Source organism: Tropicibacter alexandrii, assembly GCF_003667315.2.
GTDB lineage: Bacteria > Pseudomonadota > Alphaproteobacteria > Rhodobacterales > Rhodobacteraceae > Tropicibacter > Tropicibacter alexandrii.
Map to the genome: position 1 here is coordinate 31,603 of NZ_RCTZ02000017.1, position 18,675 is coordinate 50,277.

The window sequence follows — 18,675 nt, forward strand, 5'->3', positions numbered from 1 at the left end:
TGGTGGTTTGTGCCCGGAGGTCAGACATCACGGTCCCCTCCGGACGGGTCATCCGCCGACCGCGTGGCGATCAGCGCGATGTGCTGGTTGAGGCTTGTCCACGGGCCGGGGCCATAGGGCGCCAGCAGGTCCCGCGCGGCGGCCTCGAATTCTCTGACGCGCTCACCCAGCAGGGCCTCTGTCGTGGCAGAGCGCGACAGTGTGTGGCGGATGAGCCGGTCGAAGCTCCAGTCATGGCGCTGGTAGACGGAGATGGCGCGCAGCCTGTCGAAGGGCGATTGGCACAGCACCTCTTCATGCGGCACCCACGCGTCGGAGGCGCGGTGCCGGTTGTAGTCGTCCAGAACCGCAAAGCGTTTGGCCAGCGCGTTGTAGGCGTGCCACCACTGGTTGCTCGGCGCCTTGACGGGGCTGTCATTGATCAGGGCGATGGCTCCGCCCGGGGCGATCAGCCCGTCCAGATCGGCAAGCGTCTGCGCCCGGTCCATCCAGTGGAAGGCCCGCCCGATGGTGACGAGGTGCAGCGGGGCATCGACAAGGCTCAGATCTTCGGAACTGCCGATCTCGAACCGCACGTTCGGCGCGGCCCGGTCACGCGCGGCGGCGATCATGTTGGGGCTCGGGTCGAGGCCCAGAACATGCGCGGCATGGGGTGCGATGGCATTGGCGATGAAGCCCGGCCCGCAGCCCAGATCAAGCACGCGCCCGCCCGCGATGCCGGTTTCGCGCGCCAGCCACGCAATCAGCGCGGGGGCATAGTCGAGACGCGCCGCAACGTAGTGACCGACCGCCGCGTCGAAGCGATCCGGGGTGTAGGGGGCATCCATCATTCTGCGGGCTCCGACAGGGGCATCCGCGCGGTCGACACCGGCCGTGCGCCCGGCACGGCAGCGGGCACGGCGGACAGCAGTTTTTGCGTGTAGGGATGCTTGGGGTCGTGCAGCACCTCGCCCACGGGGCCCGTCTCGACGATCCGGCCCTGATACATGACGGCGATGCGATGGCTGACCCGTTCCACCACCGCGATGTCGTGACTGATGAAGAGGAAGGCGATGCGCATCTCCTCTTGCAGGGTCTGCATAAGCGCGGTGATGCGCGCGGCGGTCGACACGTCCAAAGCCGAGACCGCCTCGTCCGCGACGATCACCTTGGGCGACACCGAAAGCGCGCGCGCGATGCAAAGCCGCTGGCGTTGCCCGCCCGAGAATTGGTGCGCGTAGCGATCCGCATCGCCGCGCGACAGGGTGACACGCTCCAGCAGGTCCTCGGCCAGGGCGCGCCGCGCCTCACCAATGATCCCCGAATGCAGATGCGCCGGTTCGGTGACGAGATCGGCGATTTTCATGCGCGGGTTCAGGCTGGCGAACGGGTCCTGAAAGACCATCTGGATATCGGCCCGCGCCTGCCGCAGCGCGGCGGCGTCCAGTTGCGTGATGTCCCGCCCGGCGAGGCGCACGCGGCCCGCATCCGGTTCGATCAGGCGCATCAGCGCGCGCGACAGGGTGGACTTGCCGCAGCCGCTCTCGCCGACGAGGCCCAGCGTCTCGCCCGGGCGTATCTCGAACGAGACGTCGTCGACGGCCTGCGTGACGGTCTTGGGCTGGAACAGGCCGCCGCCAAGGGCAAAGCCCTTGCTCAGCCCCTCGACCGTCAGCACCGGTTCGGCCTGCGCGACCGGCGCGCGCAGGGGCGCGGTTCCAAGCCGGGGCGTCGCGGCCATCAGGTCGCGCGCATAGCGTGACCGGGGCGCCTCGAAAAGCTGGGCGACGGTTGCGACCTCTTCTGTCTTGCCGTGGCGCAGCACGAGGGCGCGGTCGGCCACTTCGGCCACCACGCCCATGTCATGCGTGATGAACAGCACCGCCATGCCCAGTTCGGTCTGAAGCGCCTTCAGCAGGCGCAGCACCTCGGCCTGCGTCGTTACATCCAGCGCGGTGGTCGGCTCGTCCGCGATCAAAACATCGGGTCGGCAGGCCAATGCGATGGCGATCATCACCCGCTGGCGCAGCCCGCCCGACAATTCGTGCGGATATTGACGCAGGCGCCGGGCGGGATCGGGAATGCGGACCTGATCCAGCGCCTGACCGGCGGCGCGCATCGCCTCGGCCCGGGACAGGCCCTGATGGCGGCGCAGCACCTCGGCCAGTTGCTCGCCGATGCGCATCACCGGATTGAGCGAGGTCATCGGCTCTTGGAAGATCATCGAGATGCGGTTGCCGCGATAGACTTGCATCTGGCGGTCCGACAGCGCGGCAAGGTCCACCGGTGCGTCGCGGCCCAGCCTGATCTGGCCCGCCGTGATGCGTCCGCCCTCGCGCTCGATCAACCGCAACACCGCCAGCGCCGTCGCGGATTTGCCCGAGCCGCTTTCCCCCACCAGCGCCAGCGTCTCGCCCGCGTGGATGTCGAAGGACAGATCGTGCACGGCCTCGTGCGCCCCGAAGGCCACCGAGAGCGATTTGACGGACAGGACGGGTGCCTCGATCATGTCTGTGACCTGCCTCAGAACGGTGCCAGCGGGGGCGTCCAGCGCCCGGCTGTCGGGGTGACGCGGGCCTCGAACGGGTCGCGGCCATGTACCTGCCAATGCGCGGTATCGCTCAGCGTCAGCATCCCCCACGCTTCGGCGGGCGCGCCTTGGGTGGTGAAGCTTTCGGTCAGCGATTGCTGCGTCAGGTGCGGGATGCCGTCGACCGTGGTGACGGTGTTCCAGTGAACGTGCCCCGCAAGGCAGACGACCGGAACCCGCGCCTGCGCCAGCGCCTGCCGCGCGCGGTCGCTTTCGGGATAGCGCGAGAATTGCGGGTTGCGCTGGAAGTAGTAATTGCCGGTCTGGTCATGGCCGGACACTGGCACGTGACTGACCACCAGAGTCGGTTTCTGCGCCGATTGCATCACGCGCGACAGCCACAGCAGGTCGGTCTCGGGCAGGGCGAACCCGCGCCGCTCGGGGTCGCGGCAAATCTTTGCATCCGCGCGCCACAGCGCGATCTGCCAGTGGCCGCAATCCAGCACCTCGGAGACCAGCCGCTGCCCGAGGATCTCCTCGTTCTGGGCCACGCTCAGATGATCGCGGTCATGGTTGCCGCAGATGTGGTGGATCGGCGCGTCGACCGCCTTGAACGCTTGGGCCACCTCGCGTTCCAGCCGCAGGTCCGTCTCTTCGTCGATGTCGGAAATCCGGTCGCCGAGGTCCAGCACCATGTCGGGCGTCTCGGCGTTCGCCCACTCGGCAAAACGCGCCATGAGCGGCAAGGCGGCGTCGCCGCGCTTGGTGTGGCTGGGGGTGCCGTGGTGGATGTCGGCGACGATTGCGATGCGCAGCGGCATGAGGCGTGTCCTTGGTTCCGGGAAAGTGTGGCGCGCCCCGCGAGGGGACGCGCCGATCGGATCAGCTGTCGGCCAGCGCGATGGCGCCAGCGCGGAAGTCGAGCACGTAGGGGATATGGCCCGACTGCGGCTTCCAGTTGATCGACTTGTTCATGCCCCAGCTTTCGAACGGGCGGTACAGCGGCAGCACCGGCGGGTCCTGCTTGATACGCTCCATCAGCTCGCCATAGGCGGCGCGGCGGGCGTCGACATCCTTGGAAAAGCGGAACCGCTCCCACGCTTCGGCATAGGCGTCGTCGGTGTTGAAGCGGCCTGCGCCCTCGGAGGGGCCGTCCGGGGCCCACATCACGCCGAAGCTGCCGAACGGGTCGGCGAAATACATCGGGTTCGACCACGACCGCGCCATCATCTCGGGATCGTTGCCGGTCCATTTGTCGGTGACGTTCAGCTTGCCGTTGATGCCGACCTCGGCCCACATCTCGATGATCGCCTGCGCGGCGAGCACGCCGTTGGTGTAGTAGACCGGGAAGGCATCAAAGACGATTTCCTCGCCGTCATAGGCGCTTTCGGCCAGCAGCTTGCGCGCCATCTCGGGGTCATACTCGAAGGTGGTCAGTTCGGGCATGTGCAGCGCGCCCATCTCTTCCATCGTGTGGGTCGAGGGCACGACCGCCTTGCCCAGCCACAGCGCCTCGTTCAGCAGGTCGCGGTCGATGGCATAGGACATGGCCTGACGAATCTTGGGATCGGTCAGGTTGGGGTGGTTCACGTTCATGATCATGACGTGGAACAGGGCGGTCGCGGAGCCTTCGGTCTTCAGGTTCGCATCGGCATTGATCAGCGCCAACTGGTCGGGCGCGATGTTGGTCACGATGTCCGCCTCGCCGGTCTTGAGCGCGGTGATGCGCGACGCGGTCTCGGGGATGCGGATCACGGTCGCCTGCTCCAGGGGCGCAAGGTCCCCCCAGAAGTCGTCGAAGCGGGTGTAGACCACCTTCTGACCCGGGGTGAATTCCGAGATCGCATAGGGGCCGGTGCCGACGGGGGCGAGGCTGAACGCCTCGTAATCGCCATCCTCGGCCACCAGCGGATCGCCCGACAGCGCCTTGGTGTATTCCTCGGGGATGATCATGACCTGCTGCAGGGAAACCAGCGTTTCCCACAGCGGCTCGGCCCGGTGCACCTTGATCTGGACGGTGTAGTCGTCGATCTTCACCGCCTCGGCGAAATTGGCCAGACGGTCCTTGGCGCGCACCTGATAGGGCGCAAAGCTCGCCTGATACATGCGGTTGAGCGAGAAGACCACGTCATCGGCGGTCATGGCCTCGCCGTTGTGGAAGGTGACGCCTTCGCGCAGCTTGAATTCCATGGTGGTGTCGTCGACCATCGCCCACTCGGTCGCCAAAGCGGGCACCCATTCCGGTTCCAGCTTGGAATGGTCGCGGTCGATCAGCGTGTCGAAGGCGTTGTAGTAGAACTGCGAGCCGACGTTGGAATGGTCGCGGCCCGGATCGAGGTAATCGGACACGTTGGCGGCGCCGACGGTGATCGACTGGGCAAAGGTGGTGGACGCCATGAGGGCCGCCGCAGTGGTCATCAGGAAGGTCTTCATCTTGAGGTCTCCTTGGTCAGGTTTGGCGGGCATCTTCGGCCTCTGGGTTTATCGGGCGCGCAGGCGGACATCGGCGCGGTCGCGCAGCCAGTCGCCGAGGATCTGCACGGAAAAGGTGATGAGGATGATCAGGACGGCCGGGACGCTCACCATCCACGGCGCGGTGGGCATGTAGTCGCGCCCGTAGCCCACCATGCTGCCCAGCGTGGCGGTGGGCGGCTGCACACCGAGACCGAGGAAGGACAGCGTGCTTTCGAGGATCACGATGTTCGACAGCGACAGGGTGAACTGCACCACCAGCGGCGAGACGATGTTGGGCAGCACATGGGTCAGCGCGATGTAGCGCGGCCCCCCGCCGCTCGCGCGTGCGGCCTCGATGAATGGCAGTTCGGTGATCTTGCGCACCTCGGCGCGCACGATGCGGGCGTATTGCTCCCACCCGGCGATGCCGAGAACGCAGATCATCACCGTCAGCGACGATCCGAACAGCGCGAGGATCAACAGCGCCACCAGCGTGAAGGGCACCGCGATCTGCAGATCCACCGCGCCCATGATGGTATCCTCGGCCCAACCGCGCCGCAGGCCTGCCACCAGCCCGAGGGTTCCGCCGACCAGCAGGCCGATGATGGCCCCCAGCAACGCAAGGCCCAGCGTCAGCCTCAGACCGAAGAGGCTGCGCGACAGCACGTCGCGGCCAAGCTCGTCGGTGCCGAGGAAGAACCCGTCCTTGTAGCGCTCGAAGCCCATGGGTGGACGCAGGCGCGAGATCAACGATTGCTTCAGCGGGTCGAACGGCGCGATCAGCGGCGCGAACAGCGCCAGCAGGACCAGCGTCACCCCGATCAGGGCGGCGGCCTTCTGGATGCCGTCGGCTTCGCGCCAGAGCGTCATCAAGGACGCGCCACGGGTCGGGATATGCGTGCTGACGGTCATGCCCTATCCCTTCGCCATGCGGATGCGCGGATCGGCGACCGCGTAGAGGATGTCGGTCACCGCGTTGATGACCACGACGGCGCAGGACACGGTGATGACCCCGAATTGCAGCACCGGGTAGTCGCGCACGATGGCGGCCTTCACCAGAAGCTCGCCGATGCCCGGCCAAGAAAAGATCGCCTCGACGACCACGTTGCCCGCCGCCGCCATGCCCGCGATCTGCAGGCCCAGAACCGACAGCACCGTGACGCCCGCGTTGCGCAGCCCGTGCTTGAGGATCACCACCGTCTCGGGCAGGCCCTTGGCGCGGGCGGTGCGCATGAAATCCTGCCCCAGAACGTCCAGCATGGCGTTGCGGGTAAAGCGCGTCAGCGCGGCGATCAGCACGCCCGACATGGCGATGGTCGGCATGATGAAATGCAGGGCCGTTCCATTGCCCACCACCGGCAGCCAGTTCAGCGTGAAGGCGAAGAGCAGCACCATGAACGTCGCGATGACGAAATTCGGCACCGCGTAGCCGACGAAGGCCAGCGCCATCACCGCGCTGCCCACCCAGCTTGAACGGTTCAGCGCCGCGATCACACCCAAAGGCACCGCAACGCAGATCGTCAGGACCAAGGAGGACCCCAGCAGTTGCAACGACGGCCCGATGCGTTCGGCCACGATCTGTGCCACCGGGCGGCGTTCGAGGAAGGACAGTCCGAAATTGCCCTCCAGCAGCCCGCGCAGATAGCTGACATATTGCTGCCAGATCGAGCCCTCGAGGCCGAAATAGCGGATCATCGCCTCGCGGTCCTCTGGCGTCAGCCCCTCGCCAAGGAAGGTATCCAGCGGGCTGCCCGACAGGCGGGTCGCGAAGAAGACGAGCGTGACGATCACGAACAGCGTGACCACCATCTTCACCAGCGTGCGCAGGATGTAGAGCGTCATGCGCAGGCCTCCGTTTGCCGTGCGTCCCGCGCCAACCGGATGAAGCGCACCCCGGCGGCCTTTGCCACGGCCCCGTCCGTCAGCGGGTTGTCCCCGATGAAGACCGCATCGCTTGGCGCACAGCCGCTGCGATCCAGCGCGGCATTGGCCATGTGCGGGTCGGGCTTGCCGAGGCTGTGATAGGGCATCCGGCCAAGGATCGCCTCGACCGCTGCCAACAGGGCGCCTGTCTCGGCGATGGGCTGTCCGTCCGCGCCGGGATGCGCGGTGTCGGGATTGCTGATCCAGAACTCCGCCCCCATGCGAAGCGCGGCGGTCAGCGCGTCGAGACGGGTTAGGCTCAGTTGCGTATCGCGGCACAGCAGCACAAGGTCGGGGCGCCCGAAATCAAGGACGAAGCCCAGCAGGCGGGCAAGGCGTTCCATCTCGGGACTGCCGAACAGCGCAAGCCGCGCGCCCGCGCGCTCTGCCGCGATGTGGCGCAGGGTTTCCTCGCCAGCCAGCAGGATGCGGTCGGACGGCACCGCGAGACCCAGCCGCGCCAGCGCGGTGCTCAGACCGTGGGCGCTGTGGGTGGAGTTGTTCGACACGATCCAGAACCGGTCCGCGCAGGCACGGACGAACGCGGCGGCGTCGCCAAAGGCCCGGCCCTCGGACATGAGGCAACCATCGAGATCGCACAGCACCAGCCGGTCGCTCTCGACCATTTCGGAGGCAAGGCTGTGGACGATGCTGTCCGCGCGGTTCAGGACCTGTGTCACGGCAAATGCTCCCTTGGCCGCAACCGCGGGGGCGGTATGCGGGGGCTGTGCGATGTGCGTTCGTTCGGATTCGGCGTGTCGTTGATGACAAGAGAAGGATTTTCAGTTCGCCGTGACATGGCTGTGACGAATCAAGGCTACGCTTTGGCTGTCTCAAACCCTTGCTTTGGTTCACGCGATGACCCTGTCCCTTCGTGCCTTGGAAGCGCTGCTCGCCGTGTCGGAAACCGGCTCCTATTCCGCAGCCGCGCGGGTCATGGGGCTGACGCAGCCGGGCGTGTCGCAACAGGTGCGCAAGCTCGAGGACGAGTTCCGTGTGCGCCTGTTCGTGCGCGAACAGGGGCGGCTGCGCGCCACGCCGCTGTGCGACCGGCTCTGCGATGCCGCCGCGCGGGTGATCCACGAACATGATGCGCTGGAACGGATGCTGCGACGGCACGGATCGCTGGCGCGGGGCGAGTTGTCCGTTGGGTTGGGCAATGCCATGCCCGGCATGTCGGTGATCGCCGCCTTCAACAAGGCGTTTCCGCAGGTCAAGCTGCGCGTCACCACCGGCTCGCATGACAAGATCATGCGGCAGGTGATCGACCATACCGTGGATGTCGGCATCTTGCCGGACGTGCCGACGGACGGGCGCTTTCGGCGCAAGGACCTGCTGACCAACAATGTGGTGGCGATCGTGGCGCTGGGGCATCCCTTGGCCGCGCGCACGTCGATCGGGTGCTCTGAACTGCTGGGCGAGCGGCTGATCTTTCGCTCTGCGGGGTCCTCCACCCAACGGGTGGTTGACCGATACTTTCGCCTTCACGATGCGAAACCGCAGCCTTTCCTGACCCTCGACACGCGCGAAGGTGTCTACGAGGCGGTCGTGAACGGTATGGGGATGGGCTTCGTCTGGCAGACGGGGACGGGGCGCAACGAGGACGTCAAGCAGCTTACGCTGTTGGGCGGCAACACCTCCAGCACGGAGGCCGTCTTTGCGCCGGTGGATCGCGAGATGGAGACTCTGGACGCCTTTTTCGGTCTCTTGAAGGCAGGCTGAGGGGTGGCGTGGGCAGGCGCCCAATGCAGGTTAGTTACTTGATCCCCGCCCGCAGGAACGCTTGGACGAAGTGGCGCTGGAAGACGAGGAACAGGATCAGCAACGGGGCCACGACCAGCGTGGTCGCCGCCGAGATGGCCGAGATGTTCACACCGTTTTCCGGCGCGGCAAAGATCGACAGGCCCACCGTCAGCGGACGGGTGGTGTCCGAATTCGTGACGATGAGCGGCCAGAGGAAATTGTTCCAATGGGTCGAGATCGAGACCAGAGCATAGGCCAGATAGGTCGGTCGCGCCGCCGGAACGTAGACCCGCCAAAGCACACCCAGCGTGCCGCAGCCTTCGATGCGGGCGGCCTCGTCCAGTTCTTTCGGCACCGACTTGAAGGTCTGGCGCATCAGGAAGATGCCAAAGGCCGAAGCCATGTAGGGCGCGCCGATGCCGAGCACCGTGTCGAGCAAGCCAAGCCGGGCCGCGACGTCGTAGTTCTCGACGATCAGCACCTCTGGCAGGATGAAAAGCTGCAACAGGACCAACAGGAACAGCGTGTCCTTGAAGGGAAGGTCGATCTGCGCAAACGCATAGCCCGCCAATGTGCAGAAGAAGAACTGCCCCACCAGAACAAGCGTCACCAGCAGGAAGGTGTTGAGGAAATACCGCAGCCACGGTGCGCCGCCCCATGCGGTGCGCACATTCTCCAGCGTCCACGGCGCGGTGAGGTTGAAATTGATCGCGTCGGTGGGCGTGTGAAACGCCGCCCAGACGGCAAACACCAGCGGCGAGATCCACAGGATCGCGACGAGCACCGCAAGCGCCGCCTCGGCATGTCGCATCCAGCCGGTCATCTGTAATGTGTCCTGCGGTCCAGCATCCGGAACTGCACCGCTGCCCCGACACCGAGCACGATCAGCACCAGCACCGTCATGGCCGCCGCCGACGGCGCGTCGAAGAAGGCAAAGGCGCTTTCCCAGATGTAGTAGAGGATCAGCTTGGAACTGTCCGACGGCCCGCCCTTGGTAAGGATGAACAGGTGATCGATCAGCTTGACCGAGTTGATCAGCGCATTGACCAGCACGAAAAGCGTCGTCGGCATCAAGAGCGGCAGCACGATCCGGCGCAGGTAGGTCCAGCGGCTTGCGCCTTCGATCTGCGCGGCTTCGCGCAGGTCCTCGGGGATGGTTTGCAGCGCGGCCAGATAGAAGACCATGAAGAAGCCCGCCTCCTTCCAGATCGTCACGGCGCAAATCGCCCAAAGCGCGGTTTCCGGCTGGCCCAGCCAGTTGACCGAGGGCGCGCCGAACAGCCCGCCGATCGTGTCCAGCACGCCGAAACCGGGGGTGTAGAAGAACAGCCAGATATTGGCGGCCGCGATCATCGGCAGCATGGTCGGCGTGAAATAGGCGGTGCGCACGAAGCCGCGCGCGGGGATTTTTGCGTTGGCCCACAGCGCCATGACCAGCGCCAGCACGATGGAGACGGGGATCGTGACACCGGCATAAAGCAGGTTGTTCCACGCGACCTCGCGAAAGGTCGGGTCGTCCAGCAGGCGCTGGTAATTCTCAAGCCCCACGAATTCCGACGGGTTGCGCCGTGTTCCGCGGGACCAGAGCGATGTCCAGACCGTCGCCACCGAGGGGTAGAAGGCAAAGGTCGACAACATGATCAGCGCCGGTGACAGCAACAGCCAGCCATGCACCGCTTGTCGGCGGCGGGCCATCTGCTGCAACTGTCTGGTGCTGTCGGTCATCACGGGCTCCGGTCAGTGGGGCGCGCCAAGCTGCGTCGGCGCGCCCCTTGTGGGTTCAGCGATAGGCCGACAGCAGGCGCTCTGCGGCGGCCTGCGCCTCGGCCAGCGCGTCGGCGGCAGACATCTGCCCGGTCAGCGCCGACTGGATGGCATTGTTCAAGCCCTCACGCACGCGCGCGGTCTCAAAGGTCGAGAATTCGGCGACCGCGTGTTCCAGTTGATCGCGGGCCACCAGCGCCGGCGGGAATTCGGCGGTGTAGGCCTGCAGCGCCTCGGTTTCGTAGGCGGCGGGCGACACGCCCATGTAGCCGGTCTCGATCGACCACTTGGCGGCCTGTTCCGGGGCGGTCATGAACTTGATCAGTTCCAGCGCCGCTGCGCGCTCATCCTCGGAGGCATCCTTGAAGATGTAGAAGTTGCCGCCGCCGGTGGGCGACCCCAGACGTTCGTTGCCGGGCAGCATGGCCACGCCGAAATCGAAGCTGGCGTTGTTCTTCACCGCCGTCAGGTTGCCGGTCGAATGCCACATCATCGCGGTCTGACCTTCGAGGAAGGCCTGCCGCAAGGTGCCCCATTCCACGGTGCCCTCTGGCATGATGCCGTGCTCTTGGCTCAGCGATTTCCAGAATTCCAGCGTTTCGACGACAGCGGGATCGTCGAAATAGGTGGTCAGGCCGTCATTCGACATGACTTCCTTACCGTTCTGGATCGCCAGCGCCTGGAACATCCAGTACGGGTAGCCCGTCGACGGGATCATCAGGCCGAAATGATCGTCATTGGTCAGCGCCTTGCCCATCTCGACCATCTCGTCCCACGTGGTCGGCGCCTTTTCCGGGTCGAGCCCGGCCTCGCGGAACATGTCCTTGTTGTAATAGGCGACGATGGTCGAGCGCTGGAACGGGATGCCCCAGGTCTTGCCCTCGATCTTTCCGTTGGCCATCAGCGCCGGGTAGAAGCTGCCCAGCCACGCCGCGTCGTCGGTCACGTCCTCGAAGGGCACGATCAGGTCCTGCTCGATCAGGTCATAGGCGTCGATCGAGAACATCACGGCCAGCTGCGCCGGATCGCCCGAGTTCAGAGCGGCCAAAGCCTTGATCCGGGTGTCGTCGTAATTGCCGGCATAGATCGCATTCACCGAAATCTCGGGGTGCGCGGCTTCGAAATCGGCGACGATGCCGTCCACGACCTGCGTCAGCGGGCCGCCGACGGCAATCGGGTAATACATGGTCAGTTCGGTGTGCTGCGCCATGGCGGGCGCGGCAAGGGCAGTGCCGGCCAGCAGCGCGGCAGCGGTGATGATGCGGGTCATGCTTGATCCTCTGGGTGGGTGTTCGGGTTGGGGTCGGCCACATGGCCATCACGGTCCCCGGGCAAAGGCGGATGCGGGGCGTGATTCCGGTGCGGGTCGGCGGCAAAGCGGACCCGGTGTTCTTGGGGTAGGCGCAGGCCCAGTCGCGTGCCCGGGGGCAGGGGCACGCGGTCGGGCAGGATCAAGGCGAGACCCTCTGCCGCCGGGTGATGCAAGAGCACCTGCGTGCGCGCCCCGAGATATTCGGTCTCGACCACCTCGGCCTCGATATCGGCCTCGTTCAGAGGGACGCGTTCGATGGCCTCGATGCGGATGCCGACCGGATGCGCCGCGACGCCAAGCGCCGCACCGTCCACCACCGCCATGGGCGGATCGCCGATGAAGCGCGCCACGAAGGGGGTCGCAGGCGCGTGGTAAAGCGCCTCGGGCGGGCCGATCTGTTCGGTGCGACCGTCGCGCATCAGGACGATGGTGTCCGACAGGCTCATCGCCTCGGTCTGGTCGTGGGTCACGTAGATGACGGTCAGGCCGAGCTGCCGTTGCAGCGCCTTGATGTCGCGCCGCACGGAATGGCGCAGCTTTGCGTCGAGGTTGGACAGCGGTTCGTCCATCAGGCATAGCGGCTTGCCCGAGACCACGGCGCGGGCCAAGGCCACGCGCTGCCTTTGGCCGCCGGACAGTTCTGCCGGTTTGCGCCGTTCCAGCCCCTCGAGCCCGGTCATCTTCGTGGCGCGGGCGAGGGCCGCCTCTCGTGCGTCGCGCGAGACGCGGCGCACCTTCATCCCGAACAGGATGTTCTCGCGCACGTTCAAATGCGGAAACAGCGCGTAGGACTGAAAGACCATCGACAGGCCCCGCTGCGCGGGCGGCAGATGCGTGACCTCGCGCCCGTCGATCTCGATCCGGCCCGCCTCTGGCGTCTCGAGCCCGGCCAGCAGCCGCAACAGCGTGGACTTGCCGCAGCCCGATGGCCCCAGAATGGCGACGAACGCGCCGCGCGGGACCTCAAGCGAGACATCGCGCACGCCGCCTGCGCCATTCCATTGCCGTGTCACACCGTCGAGACGGACAAAGACGGGCTCAGACATCGCGGTCTTGCTCCATCGCGACGGTGACGCGCGCGCCCATCGGGTCCAGCACGTCCGCGTATGGCGGTCCGGGCCTGCGGTCGATCACCACATGATCGGGGTCCGCAAGATGCCCGCCGACCGCAGCCGCGATCCGGCCGAATTTGCTGTGATCCGCGACAAGGATCGTTGCGCGGCTGCGGGCATGGATGCTTTCGCGCACGCGGACCTCGGATTCGTGGAAGTCCAGCAGACTGCCGTCGCGGTCGATCCCGCCGACGCCATAGATCCCGAAATCGGCCCGATAGGCGGTGAACGTGGCGATGACGTCCGGGCCGAGCACGTCTCGGTCGGGCAGGCGCAGTTCACCGCCTGCAAGAATGATCCGCACGTCTTCGGCGTCCGACAGCGCCATCGCCGCGTTGAGGTTGTTGGTCACCACGGTCAGTCCGCGTCTATGGGCCAACGCACCCGCCAGGAGCGCAGGGGTCGTGCCGACCGAGATGAAGACCGTCGCGCCGTCCGGCACGATATCGGCGACCGCGCGCGCGATGGCCATCTTGGCCTCGAAGTTCAGCACGGCGCGCCGGGGATAGGGGATGTTGGCCTGAGGCTGGACGAATTCGGCCCCGCCGTGCAGGCGGCGCAGCTTCAACTCGCTGCATAGGCTGTTGATATCGCGGCGCACCGTATGCGCCGACACGCCCAGCACGTCCGCCAATGCGTCGACCGACACGCGGCCATTGCGTCGGGCCACGTCCAATATGCGCGCTTTCCTGTCTGCCATGCTCGATTCCACATTCGTCGCGCTCAAATGAGCAGCGGCAGATAACCCGAAGACGAAACCGGCATGAAAGTTTCACGACAAATCGCGGTCGCACGGCGGCGCGGAACAGGTTGGCATCAGCCGGTGACGCGGCCTTGCAGGCCATACGACAAATAATGTGGCGCATGACGTTTTGCTCACCCTCCCGGGCTCTCTCTGCCGCAGGTCGGTCTGACGACGATCTTTCCACGATGCTATCGACTAATCCTGCGGCTGCTGTACCTTGCGGCATGCCAGAGACCCCGCAGCAACCCCGGACGCCGAACGTGGACACCGAACACATAGACCTTGCGATCCATGCCCGCGGGCTCGTGCGCCGCTTTGGCGATCTGACCGCCGTGGCGGGGATCGACCTCGAGGTGCCGCGCGGCATGATCTTTGCCGTGCTGGGGCCGAACGGCGCGGGCAAGACCACGCTGTTGCGGATGTTGGCCACCTTGACGCCGCCCGATGCCGGACGTGCCACGGTGATGGGCCATGACATCGCCACCGCGCCCGAGAAGGTGCGTTTTTGCATTGCGATGACGGGTCAGTTCGCCTCGCTCGACGAGGATCTGACGGGCCGCGAAAATCTGGTGATGCTGGCGCGTCTGTGGGGCTTTCGGCCCGGTGCGGCGCGGGGGCGGGCGGACGAATTGCTGGGCGCGTTCGAGCTGTCGGCGGCGGCGCGCAAGCAGGTCAAGGATTACTCCGGTGGCATGCGGCGCAGGCTCGACATCGCGGCGTCGCTGATCGTGACACCCGGGGTCCTGTTTCTGGACGAACCGACGACGGGGCTGGACCCCTCGGCGCGGCAGGGCGTCTGGCGGCTGATCCGGCAGCTTGCTGCGTCTGGCGTGACGATCCTGCTGACAACCCAGTATCTCGAAGAGGCCGATCAACTGGCGGACCGGATCGCGGTGATCGACCACGGGCGCAAGATCGCCGAGGGCACCAGCCGCGAGCTGAAGGCGGCCACCGGCTCGGGCGTGTTGCATATCGCGCTGGCCGACAATGCCCAGATCGAGGCCGCGGCCGAGCTGCTGTCCGCCCATCTGCAAAGCGCGGTGCAGCGCAGCCCCGAGGGGGCCGAGCTTTCAGTGCTGGCCGGTGACGCGGCTGCGGCGAACGCCGCCATCGCGGCGCTGATCGGGGGCGGCATCGCGCTGGCCGACTTCCGCATGGGCACGCCGAGCCTTGACGAAGTGTTCTTTGCGCTGACCGGAAAGCAGGACGCAACGGACCCCGAAAACCCAAAGGCCATGCCATGACCGACCAAAGCTCGGACGCCCAAACACCCGGCATCGCGGCCCTGCGCCGGGTGCCTCCGCCAACGCCGCCCGGGCCGCTGTCGAACGCGCTGGTCTTTGGCTGGCGCGCGATCCTGAAGTTCCGCCATGTGCCCGAACAGTTGTTCGATCTGGTCATGACGCCGATCATGTTCACGCTCTTGTTCACCTTTGTCTTCGGGGGTGCGCTGGCCGGATCGACGGGCGACTACCTGCAATTCTTCCTGCCGGGCATTCTGGTGCAGACCGTCGTGTTCAACTCGGTCTATTCCGGCATGGGGCTGTCCACGGATTTCCAGAAGGGCCTCTTCGACCGCTTCCGCACCCTGCCGATCTGGTCGCTTGCGCCCTTTGCGGGGCTGATGGTCGGGGACCTTTTGCGCCATCTGATCGCGGGCGGGATCATTCTGGGCATCGGGCTGATCCTTGGCTACCGCCCCGAAGCGGGTCTGATCGGCACGCTCGCCGCCTTTGCCATGCTGTTGACGATCGGCTTTGGCATGGGCTGGGTGTTCATCGTGCTGGGCCTTTTGGTGCGCACGCCAATGACGGTCATGACCCTGGGCTTTACCATCCTGTTTCCGGTCACCTTCGCCTCCAACATCATGGTCGATCCGGCGACGATGCCCGGCTGGCTCCGCAGCTTCGTCGAGGTGAACCCGGTGTCGCTGATGACGACCGCGCTGCGCGGGCTGATGTCGGGCACGTCCAGCCTGTCGCAGATCGGGCTGGCCCTGATCGCGCCCGTCGTCCTGACCGTGACGCTGGCCCCTGTGGTGCTGTTGCTCTACCGGCGCAGGTGACGTTGTCGGTTGCGCGCAAGGAATGGCCGCGCGCTCCTGACGCGCGAGAAATCGGGCGAAGTCAGGGGGCATCGGGGTGGCCTTGGGCCTTTGCAAGAAGCCAGATGGCCATGGCAGCGAGCGCGAACTCGGCCAACATGTAGCCGAACAGCAGGAGGCCCGGCCAACCGTCGAGGACAAGGCTCAGGGCGCGTCCGAGCGCGAGCCCGAGGGTAAAGACGAACAGGCTCCAGAGGGCGGGTCTGCGCAGGTTGGCCCGCAACGCGCCCACGAGCCAGAAGAGGATCAGGGCGAGATACAGCCCCATGATCGCACGGAAGATGTGGCGCGTCGGAACATGCGACGCCTCGATCCCGAAAAGGAGCGGCAGGCTGACCTCTGGCAAAGCGCCGTAGGACAGCGCAACCGGGATCAGACCGACCGACATGGCCAGCAAGAGTGCGCGTTGCATCCCGGCGGTCCGCATCCTCAGCCCTCCGCAGTGGGTTTGGCAGCGCCTGAGGCTGCAGCGCCGGATTTGGCGCAGACCATTTCGATCTCGACAATCCGGGCGACCGGGGTCACGGGCCTCGGACCTGCCGCGGCGCAATCGGTCAGGCGCTCCGGCAGGTCGGCGCGCGCTTTCTGTCTGGGTGGGGCATCTCCTGCGAGCAGGTCTGAAGCCACGCGGCAGGGGATCATTCGGACGGGCATGACGTGGGGTCCTTTTGGATCAGGGGATGTCCTGCACGATGCGGACGCCGATATGCGCGGTGCTGAAATCGCGTTCGAGGCTTTCGCGGGCTGCGACGCGGTATCTCTGGCAGTAATCCTCGCTGCACAGGAAGGACCCGCCCTTGATGGTGAAGCGGGGCACGGCGGGGGCGAAGCGGCTGTCCGTCCATTCCCAGACATTGCCGATCATGTCATAGGCGCCGGTCAGACCCGGCTCGAAACATCCCACCGGTGCCGTCCCGGCAAAGCCATCGCGCCGTGAATTGAGCACCGGGAACAGCCCGGTCCAGACGTTGGCGCGCATCGTGCCATCGGGGGCGCGCACACCCGATTCCGGGTCCATCGGATCAAAGAGCCCGAGGCTGGCGGCATATTCCCACTCGACCTCCGTGGGCAGACGCCCACCGGCCCAGTCGGCATAGGCGCGGGCATCGTTTTGCGTGATATGCACCACCGGGTGCAGGGCGCGCCCGGTGAGGTCAGAGCCGGCCCCGTCCGGCGTGCGCCATGTCGCCTCCGTGTCGAGCGACCACCATGACAAGAATGCCTCCGGCGTCTCGCTGTCGCTGAACCGGGCTGAGCCGCCATTGCGCTCGGCCTCGGTGATGTAGCCGGTCTCGGCCACGAAGGCCGCGAATTGGCTGTTGGTGACCTCATGCGCTGCGAGGCGGAAGGGAGAGACCAGCACCTTGCGCGGCGGGCCTTCCTCGGGAAAGACCGGGTCGACCCCCATGACGAAGCCGCCGCCGGGGATATCGACAAATCCGCCGAGGGTCTCCAGATCGAGGGCGCAGGCCTCTTGCGGCTGAGAGGAGCGCAGCGTTTGCGGCCAAATCAGGGGCAGGGTGAGAACCACAAGCCCGGCGAGCAGAGCGCCGCCTGCGGCCACGGTCCTTTTGCGCGACCGGGACCATAGGCGGACATGCGTGAGGATAGTGAGCATTGCAGCCCCCGTGCGGTTCAGTGAATGGCGTATTTCAGGACCGCGAGCGCGGCCCCCAGCGCCCCGGCAAAGAGCGCGCCGCCGATGGGCAGCCACCAACTGTGACCGATCACCCAGCCGACCCGCGCACCCAGCACCGTCAGGATCGCCACGCAGAACACCTGCGACAGCATCGCCGCCGTCTCCATCGCCAGCCATTCCAGCCCTACGGCGATGAACAGAACCGTGGGCACATTGGCGACCGTCAATGTCGGGTGGCTGTGCGCCCAAGCGGTGCGGAAGGCCTTCGCAGTCAGGATGCGCTCGCCGGTCTCCATGCCATGGGCCAGAAGCTCGGAGAAGGCCTTGGCCAGCGTCACCGCCAGCACCGATCCGAAAAGGACCAGCGCCGGCTCGAAGGGGGCCTCGGGCGCATCACCCAAGGCCAGAAGCAGGCTCAACACCATGATCGCGCCGTAGATGAGCCCGAAGGCGGCCTTTTCAACCGGCTGCCAACCGATGCGGGGTCCGTGAGTGGTGTGCATCTCGGGGCTCCTCCGGAGGCGCGCTCAGACGTTGCGCTGGGTGGCCATCTTTTCCAGAATCCGGTGGGCGGTCTCGTAGCCGCTGTTCTGGTTCTGGCCGGTGATCAGGTTGCCATCGATGCTGGTATGGGTGGCAAACGGGTCGCGGAAGGCGTGCTGGCATTCGTAGATCGCGCCGAGCTTGCGCAGCTCTTCCTCCGGGTGCTTGGGCGTGACCGCGATGCCGAAGGTGTTGATCTGGCCATTGGTCACACCGGTGACACGGCGGCCCTTGACCAGCGGCTCGCCATCGAGCCCCTTGGCGCCACACAGCCCCAAAGCCCCGTGGCAGACCGAGCCGAGGATTTTGCCAGCGGCATTGGCGCGGGTGATGAAATCGCCCAGTTCCTCGCTTTGCATCAGGTCATAGGCCGCGCCCCAGCCACCGGCCATGAAGATCACGTCATACTCGTTCGGGTCGAGATCGGCGATGGCCTTGGAATTCTTGAGGTCATGCATGGCCTTCTTGTCCTTCATGAAGCGCTTGTCGTCGTCGCAAGCCAGCGGCCAAGACCACGATCCCGGCTGGATCGGGATCACGCCGCCCTTGGGCGAGGCCATGTCGACCTCCATGCCCGCATTGACGAAGGCGTAGTAGGGCACGGTGAATTCCGACCCGAAGGCACCGGTGTCGCGCTTGAGCGGATCGAGCCGGTTGTGGTTGGTGCAGATCATCAGCGCGCGCCGCCCCTTCATGTCGAAATCGGGGATGGTGTAGTGGCGATGGATGCCCAGAAGGCGCAGGAAGGCGGGCAGGTAAAGGTAGGTGAGAATGGCCAGAAGGGCCAAGACGAGCAGGGTGATGACGATCCAGTTCATGACTTTTCT

General features: G+C 66.0%; 19 protein-coding genes and 1 pseudogene. 3 read left to right on the top strand and 17 right to left on the bottom strand.

Annotated features, from left to right (window positions below):
• Positions 1 to 20 precede the first annotated feature (20 nt).
• From D8Z78_RS18390 to D8Z78_RS18420, 8 genes and pseudogenes are all read right to left on the bottom strand, one after another.
• The gene (locus tag D8Z78_RS18390; RefSeq protein WP_121633789.1) at positions 21 to 830 is read right to left on the bottom strand and encodes a class I SAM-dependent methyltransferase; all 810 of its coding nucleotides are present in this window, start codon (positions 828 to 830) and stop codon (positions 21 to 23) included.
• The gene (locus tag D8Z78_RS18395; protein WP_206169705.1) at positions 827 to 2,488 is read right to left on the bottom strand and encodes an ABC transporter ATP-binding protein; all 1,662 of its coding nucleotides are present in this window, start codon (positions 2,486 to 2,488) and stop codon (positions 827 to 829) included. The genes D8Z78_RS18390 and D8Z78_RS18395 overlap by 4 nt, the downstream gene beginning before the upstream one ends.
• A gap of 14 nt (positions 2,489 to 2,502) precedes the next feature.
• Entirely contained in the window at positions 2,503 to 3,330 is an 828-nt protein-coding gene (locus D8Z78_RS18400) for a metallophosphoesterase family protein (RefSeq protein WP_121631896.1), read from the bottom strand.
• A 61-nt stretch (positions 3,331 to 3,391) separates the two neighbouring features.
• Positions 3,392 to 4,942, bottom strand: a complete 1,551-nt coding sequence (locus D8Z78_RS18405) for an ABC transporter substrate-binding protein (protein ID WP_121631895.1) — start codon at positions 4,940 to 4,942, stop codon at positions 3,392 to 3,394.
• A 48-nt stretch (positions 4,943 to 4,990) separates the two neighbouring features.
• Positions 4,991 to 5,689 carry an ABC transporter permease gene (locus tag D8Z78_RS18410; protein ID WP_420824328.1) on the bottom strand — a complete coding sequence of 233 codons (699 nt, stop codon included), beginning with the start codon at positions 5,687 to 5,689 and terminating at the stop codon, positions 4,991 to 4,993.
• Positions 5,690 to 5,797: pseudogene (locus D8Z78_RS25370) on the bottom strand (ABC transporter permease); the annotation flags it as partial.
• Between the two features lie 81 nt (positions 5,798 to 5,878).
• Positions 5,879 to 6,805, bottom strand: coding sequence for an ABC transporter permease (locus D8Z78_RS18415; protein ID WP_121631893.1), 927 nt, complete (start codon positions 6,803 to 6,805; stop codon positions 5,879 to 5,881).
• Positions 6,802 to 7,566 carry an HAD-IIA family hydrolase gene (locus D8Z78_RS18420; protein WP_121631892.1) on the bottom strand — a complete coding sequence of 255 codons (765 nt, stop codon included), beginning with the start codon at positions 7,564 to 7,566 and terminating at the stop codon, positions 6,802 to 6,804. The genes D8Z78_RS18415 and D8Z78_RS18420 overlap by 4 nt, the downstream gene beginning before the upstream one ends.
• Positions 7,567 to 7,744: 178 nt before the next feature.
• On the opposite strand from D8Z78_RS18420, the gene D8Z78_RS18425 reads away from it, so the two are divergent.
• Positions 7,745 to 8,608 carry a LysR family transcriptional regulator gene (locus D8Z78_RS18425; protein ID WP_128910849.1) on the top strand — a complete coding sequence of 288 codons (864 nt, stop codon included), beginning with the start codon at positions 7,745 to 7,747 and terminating at the stop codon, positions 8,606 to 8,608.
• Between the two features lie 34 nt (positions 8,609 to 8,642).
• Here the strand turns inward: D8Z78_RS18425 and D8Z78_RS18430 are convergent, their stop codons facing one another.
• The 5 genes from D8Z78_RS18430 to D8Z78_RS18450 form a co-directional block, all read right to left on the bottom strand.
• Positions 8,643 to 9,452 carry a carbohydrate ABC transporter permease gene (locus D8Z78_RS18430; protein WP_121631890.1) on the bottom strand — a complete coding sequence of 270 codons (810 nt, stop codon included), beginning with the start codon at positions 9,450 to 9,452 and terminating at the stop codon, positions 8,643 to 8,645.
• Entirely contained in the window at positions 9,449 to 10,324 is an 876-nt protein-coding gene (locus tag D8Z78_RS18435; protein ID WP_206169709.1) for a carbohydrate ABC transporter permease, read from the bottom strand. The genes D8Z78_RS18430 and D8Z78_RS18435 overlap by 4 nt, the downstream gene beginning before the upstream one ends.
• Before the next feature lie 85 nt (positions 10,325 to 10,409).
• Entirely contained in the window at positions 10,410 to 11,663 is a 1,254-nt protein-coding gene (locus tag D8Z78_RS18440; protein WP_121631888.1) for an ABC transporter substrate-binding protein, read from the bottom strand.
• The gene (locus D8Z78_RS18445) at positions 11,660 to 12,751 is read right to left on the bottom strand and encodes an ABC transporter ATP-binding protein (protein WP_121631887.1); all 1,092 of its coding nucleotides are present in this window, start codon (positions 12,749 to 12,751) and stop codon (positions 11,660 to 11,662) included. Before D8Z78_RS18445 ends, D8Z78_RS18440 begins: the two co-directional genes overlap by 4 nt.
• Complete coding sequence (locus tag D8Z78_RS18450; RefSeq protein WP_121631886.1) at positions 12,744 to 13,517, bottom strand: DeoR/GlpR family DNA-binding transcription regulator; 774 nt, start codon at positions 13,515 to 13,517, stop codon at positions 12,744 to 12,746. Before D8Z78_RS18450 ends, D8Z78_RS18445 begins: the two co-directional genes overlap by 8 nt.
• Positions 13,518 to 13,786: 269 nt before the next feature.
• Between D8Z78_RS18450 and D8Z78_RS18455 the strand changes: the two genes are divergently transcribed.
• Both D8Z78_RS18455 and D8Z78_RS18460 read left to right on the top strand, forming a co-directional pair.
• On the top strand, positions 13,787 to 14,806 hold the full coding sequence (locus D8Z78_RS18455) for an ATP-binding cassette domain-containing protein (protein ID WP_121631885.1): 1,020 nt from the start codon (positions 13,787 to 13,789) through the stop codon (positions 14,804 to 14,806).
• On the top strand, positions 14,803 to 15,627 hold the full coding sequence (locus D8Z78_RS18460) for an ABC transporter permease (protein WP_240672180.1): 825 nt from the start codon (positions 14,803 to 14,805) through the stop codon (positions 15,625 to 15,627). Before D8Z78_RS18455 ends, D8Z78_RS18460 begins: the two co-directional genes overlap by 4 nt.
• Positions 15,628 to 15,688: 61 nt before the next feature.
• Here the strand turns inward: D8Z78_RS18460 and D8Z78_RS18465 are convergent, their stop codons facing one another.
• The 4 genes from D8Z78_RS18465 to D8Z78_RS18480 form a co-directional block, all read right to left on the bottom strand.
• Complete coding sequence (locus D8Z78_RS18465; protein ID WP_121631969.1) at positions 15,689 to 16,078, bottom strand: DUF4345 domain-containing protein; 390 nt, start codon at positions 16,076 to 16,078, stop codon at positions 15,689 to 15,691.
• 261 nt (positions 16,079 to 16,339) lie between these two features.
• Positions 16,340 to 17,284, bottom strand: coding sequence for a formylglycine-generating enzyme family protein (locus tag D8Z78_RS18470; protein ID WP_121631883.1), 945 nt, complete (start codon positions 17,282 to 17,284; stop codon positions 16,340 to 16,342).
• 17 nt (positions 17,285 to 17,301) lie between these two features.
• Positions 17,302 to 17,808 (bottom strand): hypothetical protein, encoded by a 507-nt coding sequence (locus D8Z78_RS18475; RefSeq protein ID WP_121631882.1) that lies wholly within the window; start codon positions 17,806 to 17,808, stop codon positions 17,302 to 17,304.
• A 24-nt stretch (positions 17,809 to 17,832) separates the two neighbouring features.
• Entirely contained in the window at positions 17,833 to 18,666 is an 834-nt protein-coding gene (locus D8Z78_RS18480) for a type 1 glutamine amidotransferase domain-containing protein (RefSeq protein ID WP_121631881.1), read from the bottom strand.
• Positions 18,667 to 18,675 lie beyond the last annotated feature (9 nt).

Coding starts and splice junctions, on each gene's coding strand:
- D8Z78_RS18390 (WP_121633789.1), bottom strand. CDS start 830: ATGATGGATGCCCCCTACACCCCGGATCGCTTCGACGCGGCGGTCGGT.
- D8Z78_RS18395 (WP_206169705.1), bottom strand. CDS start 2,488: ATGATCGAGGCACCCGTCCTGTCCGTCAAATCGCTCTCGGTGGCCTTC.
- D8Z78_RS18400 (WP_121631896.1), bottom strand. CDS start 3,330: ATGCCGCTGCGCATCGCAATCGTCGCCGACATCCACCACGGCACCCCC.
- D8Z78_RS18405 (WP_121631895.1), bottom strand. CDS start 4,942: ATGAAGACCTTCCTGATGACCACTGCGGCGGCCCTCATGGCGTCCACC.
- D8Z78_RS18410 (WP_420824328.1), bottom strand. CDS start 5,689: ATGGGCTTCGAGCGCTACAAGGACGGGTTCTTCCTCGGCACCGACGAG.
- D8Z78_RS18415 (WP_121631893.1), bottom strand. CDS start 6,805: ATGACGCTCTACATCCTGCGCACGCTGGTGAAGATGGTGGTCACGCTG.
- D8Z78_RS18425 (WP_128910849.1), top strand. CDS start 7,745: ATGACCCTGTCCCTTCGTGCCTTGGAAGCGCTGCTCGCCGTGTCGGAA.
- D8Z78_RS18430 (WP_121631890.1), bottom strand. CDS start 9,452: ATGACCGGCTGGATGCGACATGCCGAGGCGGCGCTTGCGGTGCTCGTC.
- D8Z78_RS18435 (WP_206169709.1), bottom strand. CDS start 10,324: ATGGCCCGCCGCCGACAAGCGGTGCATGGCTGGCTGTTGCTGTCACCG.
- D8Z78_RS18440 (WP_121631888.1), bottom strand. CDS start 11,663: ATGACCCGCATCATCACCGCTGCCGCGCTGCTGGCCGGCACTGCCCTT.
- D8Z78_RS18445 (WP_121631887.1), bottom strand. CDS start 12,751: ATGTCTGAGCCCGTCTTTGTCCGTCTCGACGGTGTGACACGGCAATGG.
- D8Z78_RS18450 (WP_121631886.1), bottom strand. CDS start 13,517: ATGGCAGACAGGAAAGCGCGCATATTGGACGTGGCCCGACGCAATGGC.
- D8Z78_RS18455 (WP_121631885.1), top strand. CDS start 13,787: ATGCCAGAGACCCCGCAGCAACCCCGGACGCCGAACGTGGACACCGAA.
- D8Z78_RS18460 (WP_240672180.1), top strand. CDS start 14,803: ATGACCGACCAAAGCTCGGACGCCCAAACACCCGGCATCGCGGCCCTG.
- D8Z78_RS18465 (WP_121631969.1), bottom strand. CDS start 16,078: ATGCAACGCGCACTCTTGCTGGCCATGTCGGTCGGTCTGATCCCGGTT.
- D8Z78_RS18470 (WP_121631883.1), bottom strand. CDS start 17,284: ATGCTCACTATCCTCACGCATGTCCGCCTATGGTCCCGGTCGCGCAAA.
- D8Z78_RS18475 (WP_121631882.1), bottom strand. CDS start 17,808: ATGCACACCACTCACGGACCCCGCATCGGTTGGCAGCCGGTTGAAAAG.
- D8Z78_RS18480 (WP_121631881.1), bottom strand. CDS start 18,666: ATGAACTGGATCGTCATCACCCTGCTCGTCTTGGCCCTTCTGGCCATT.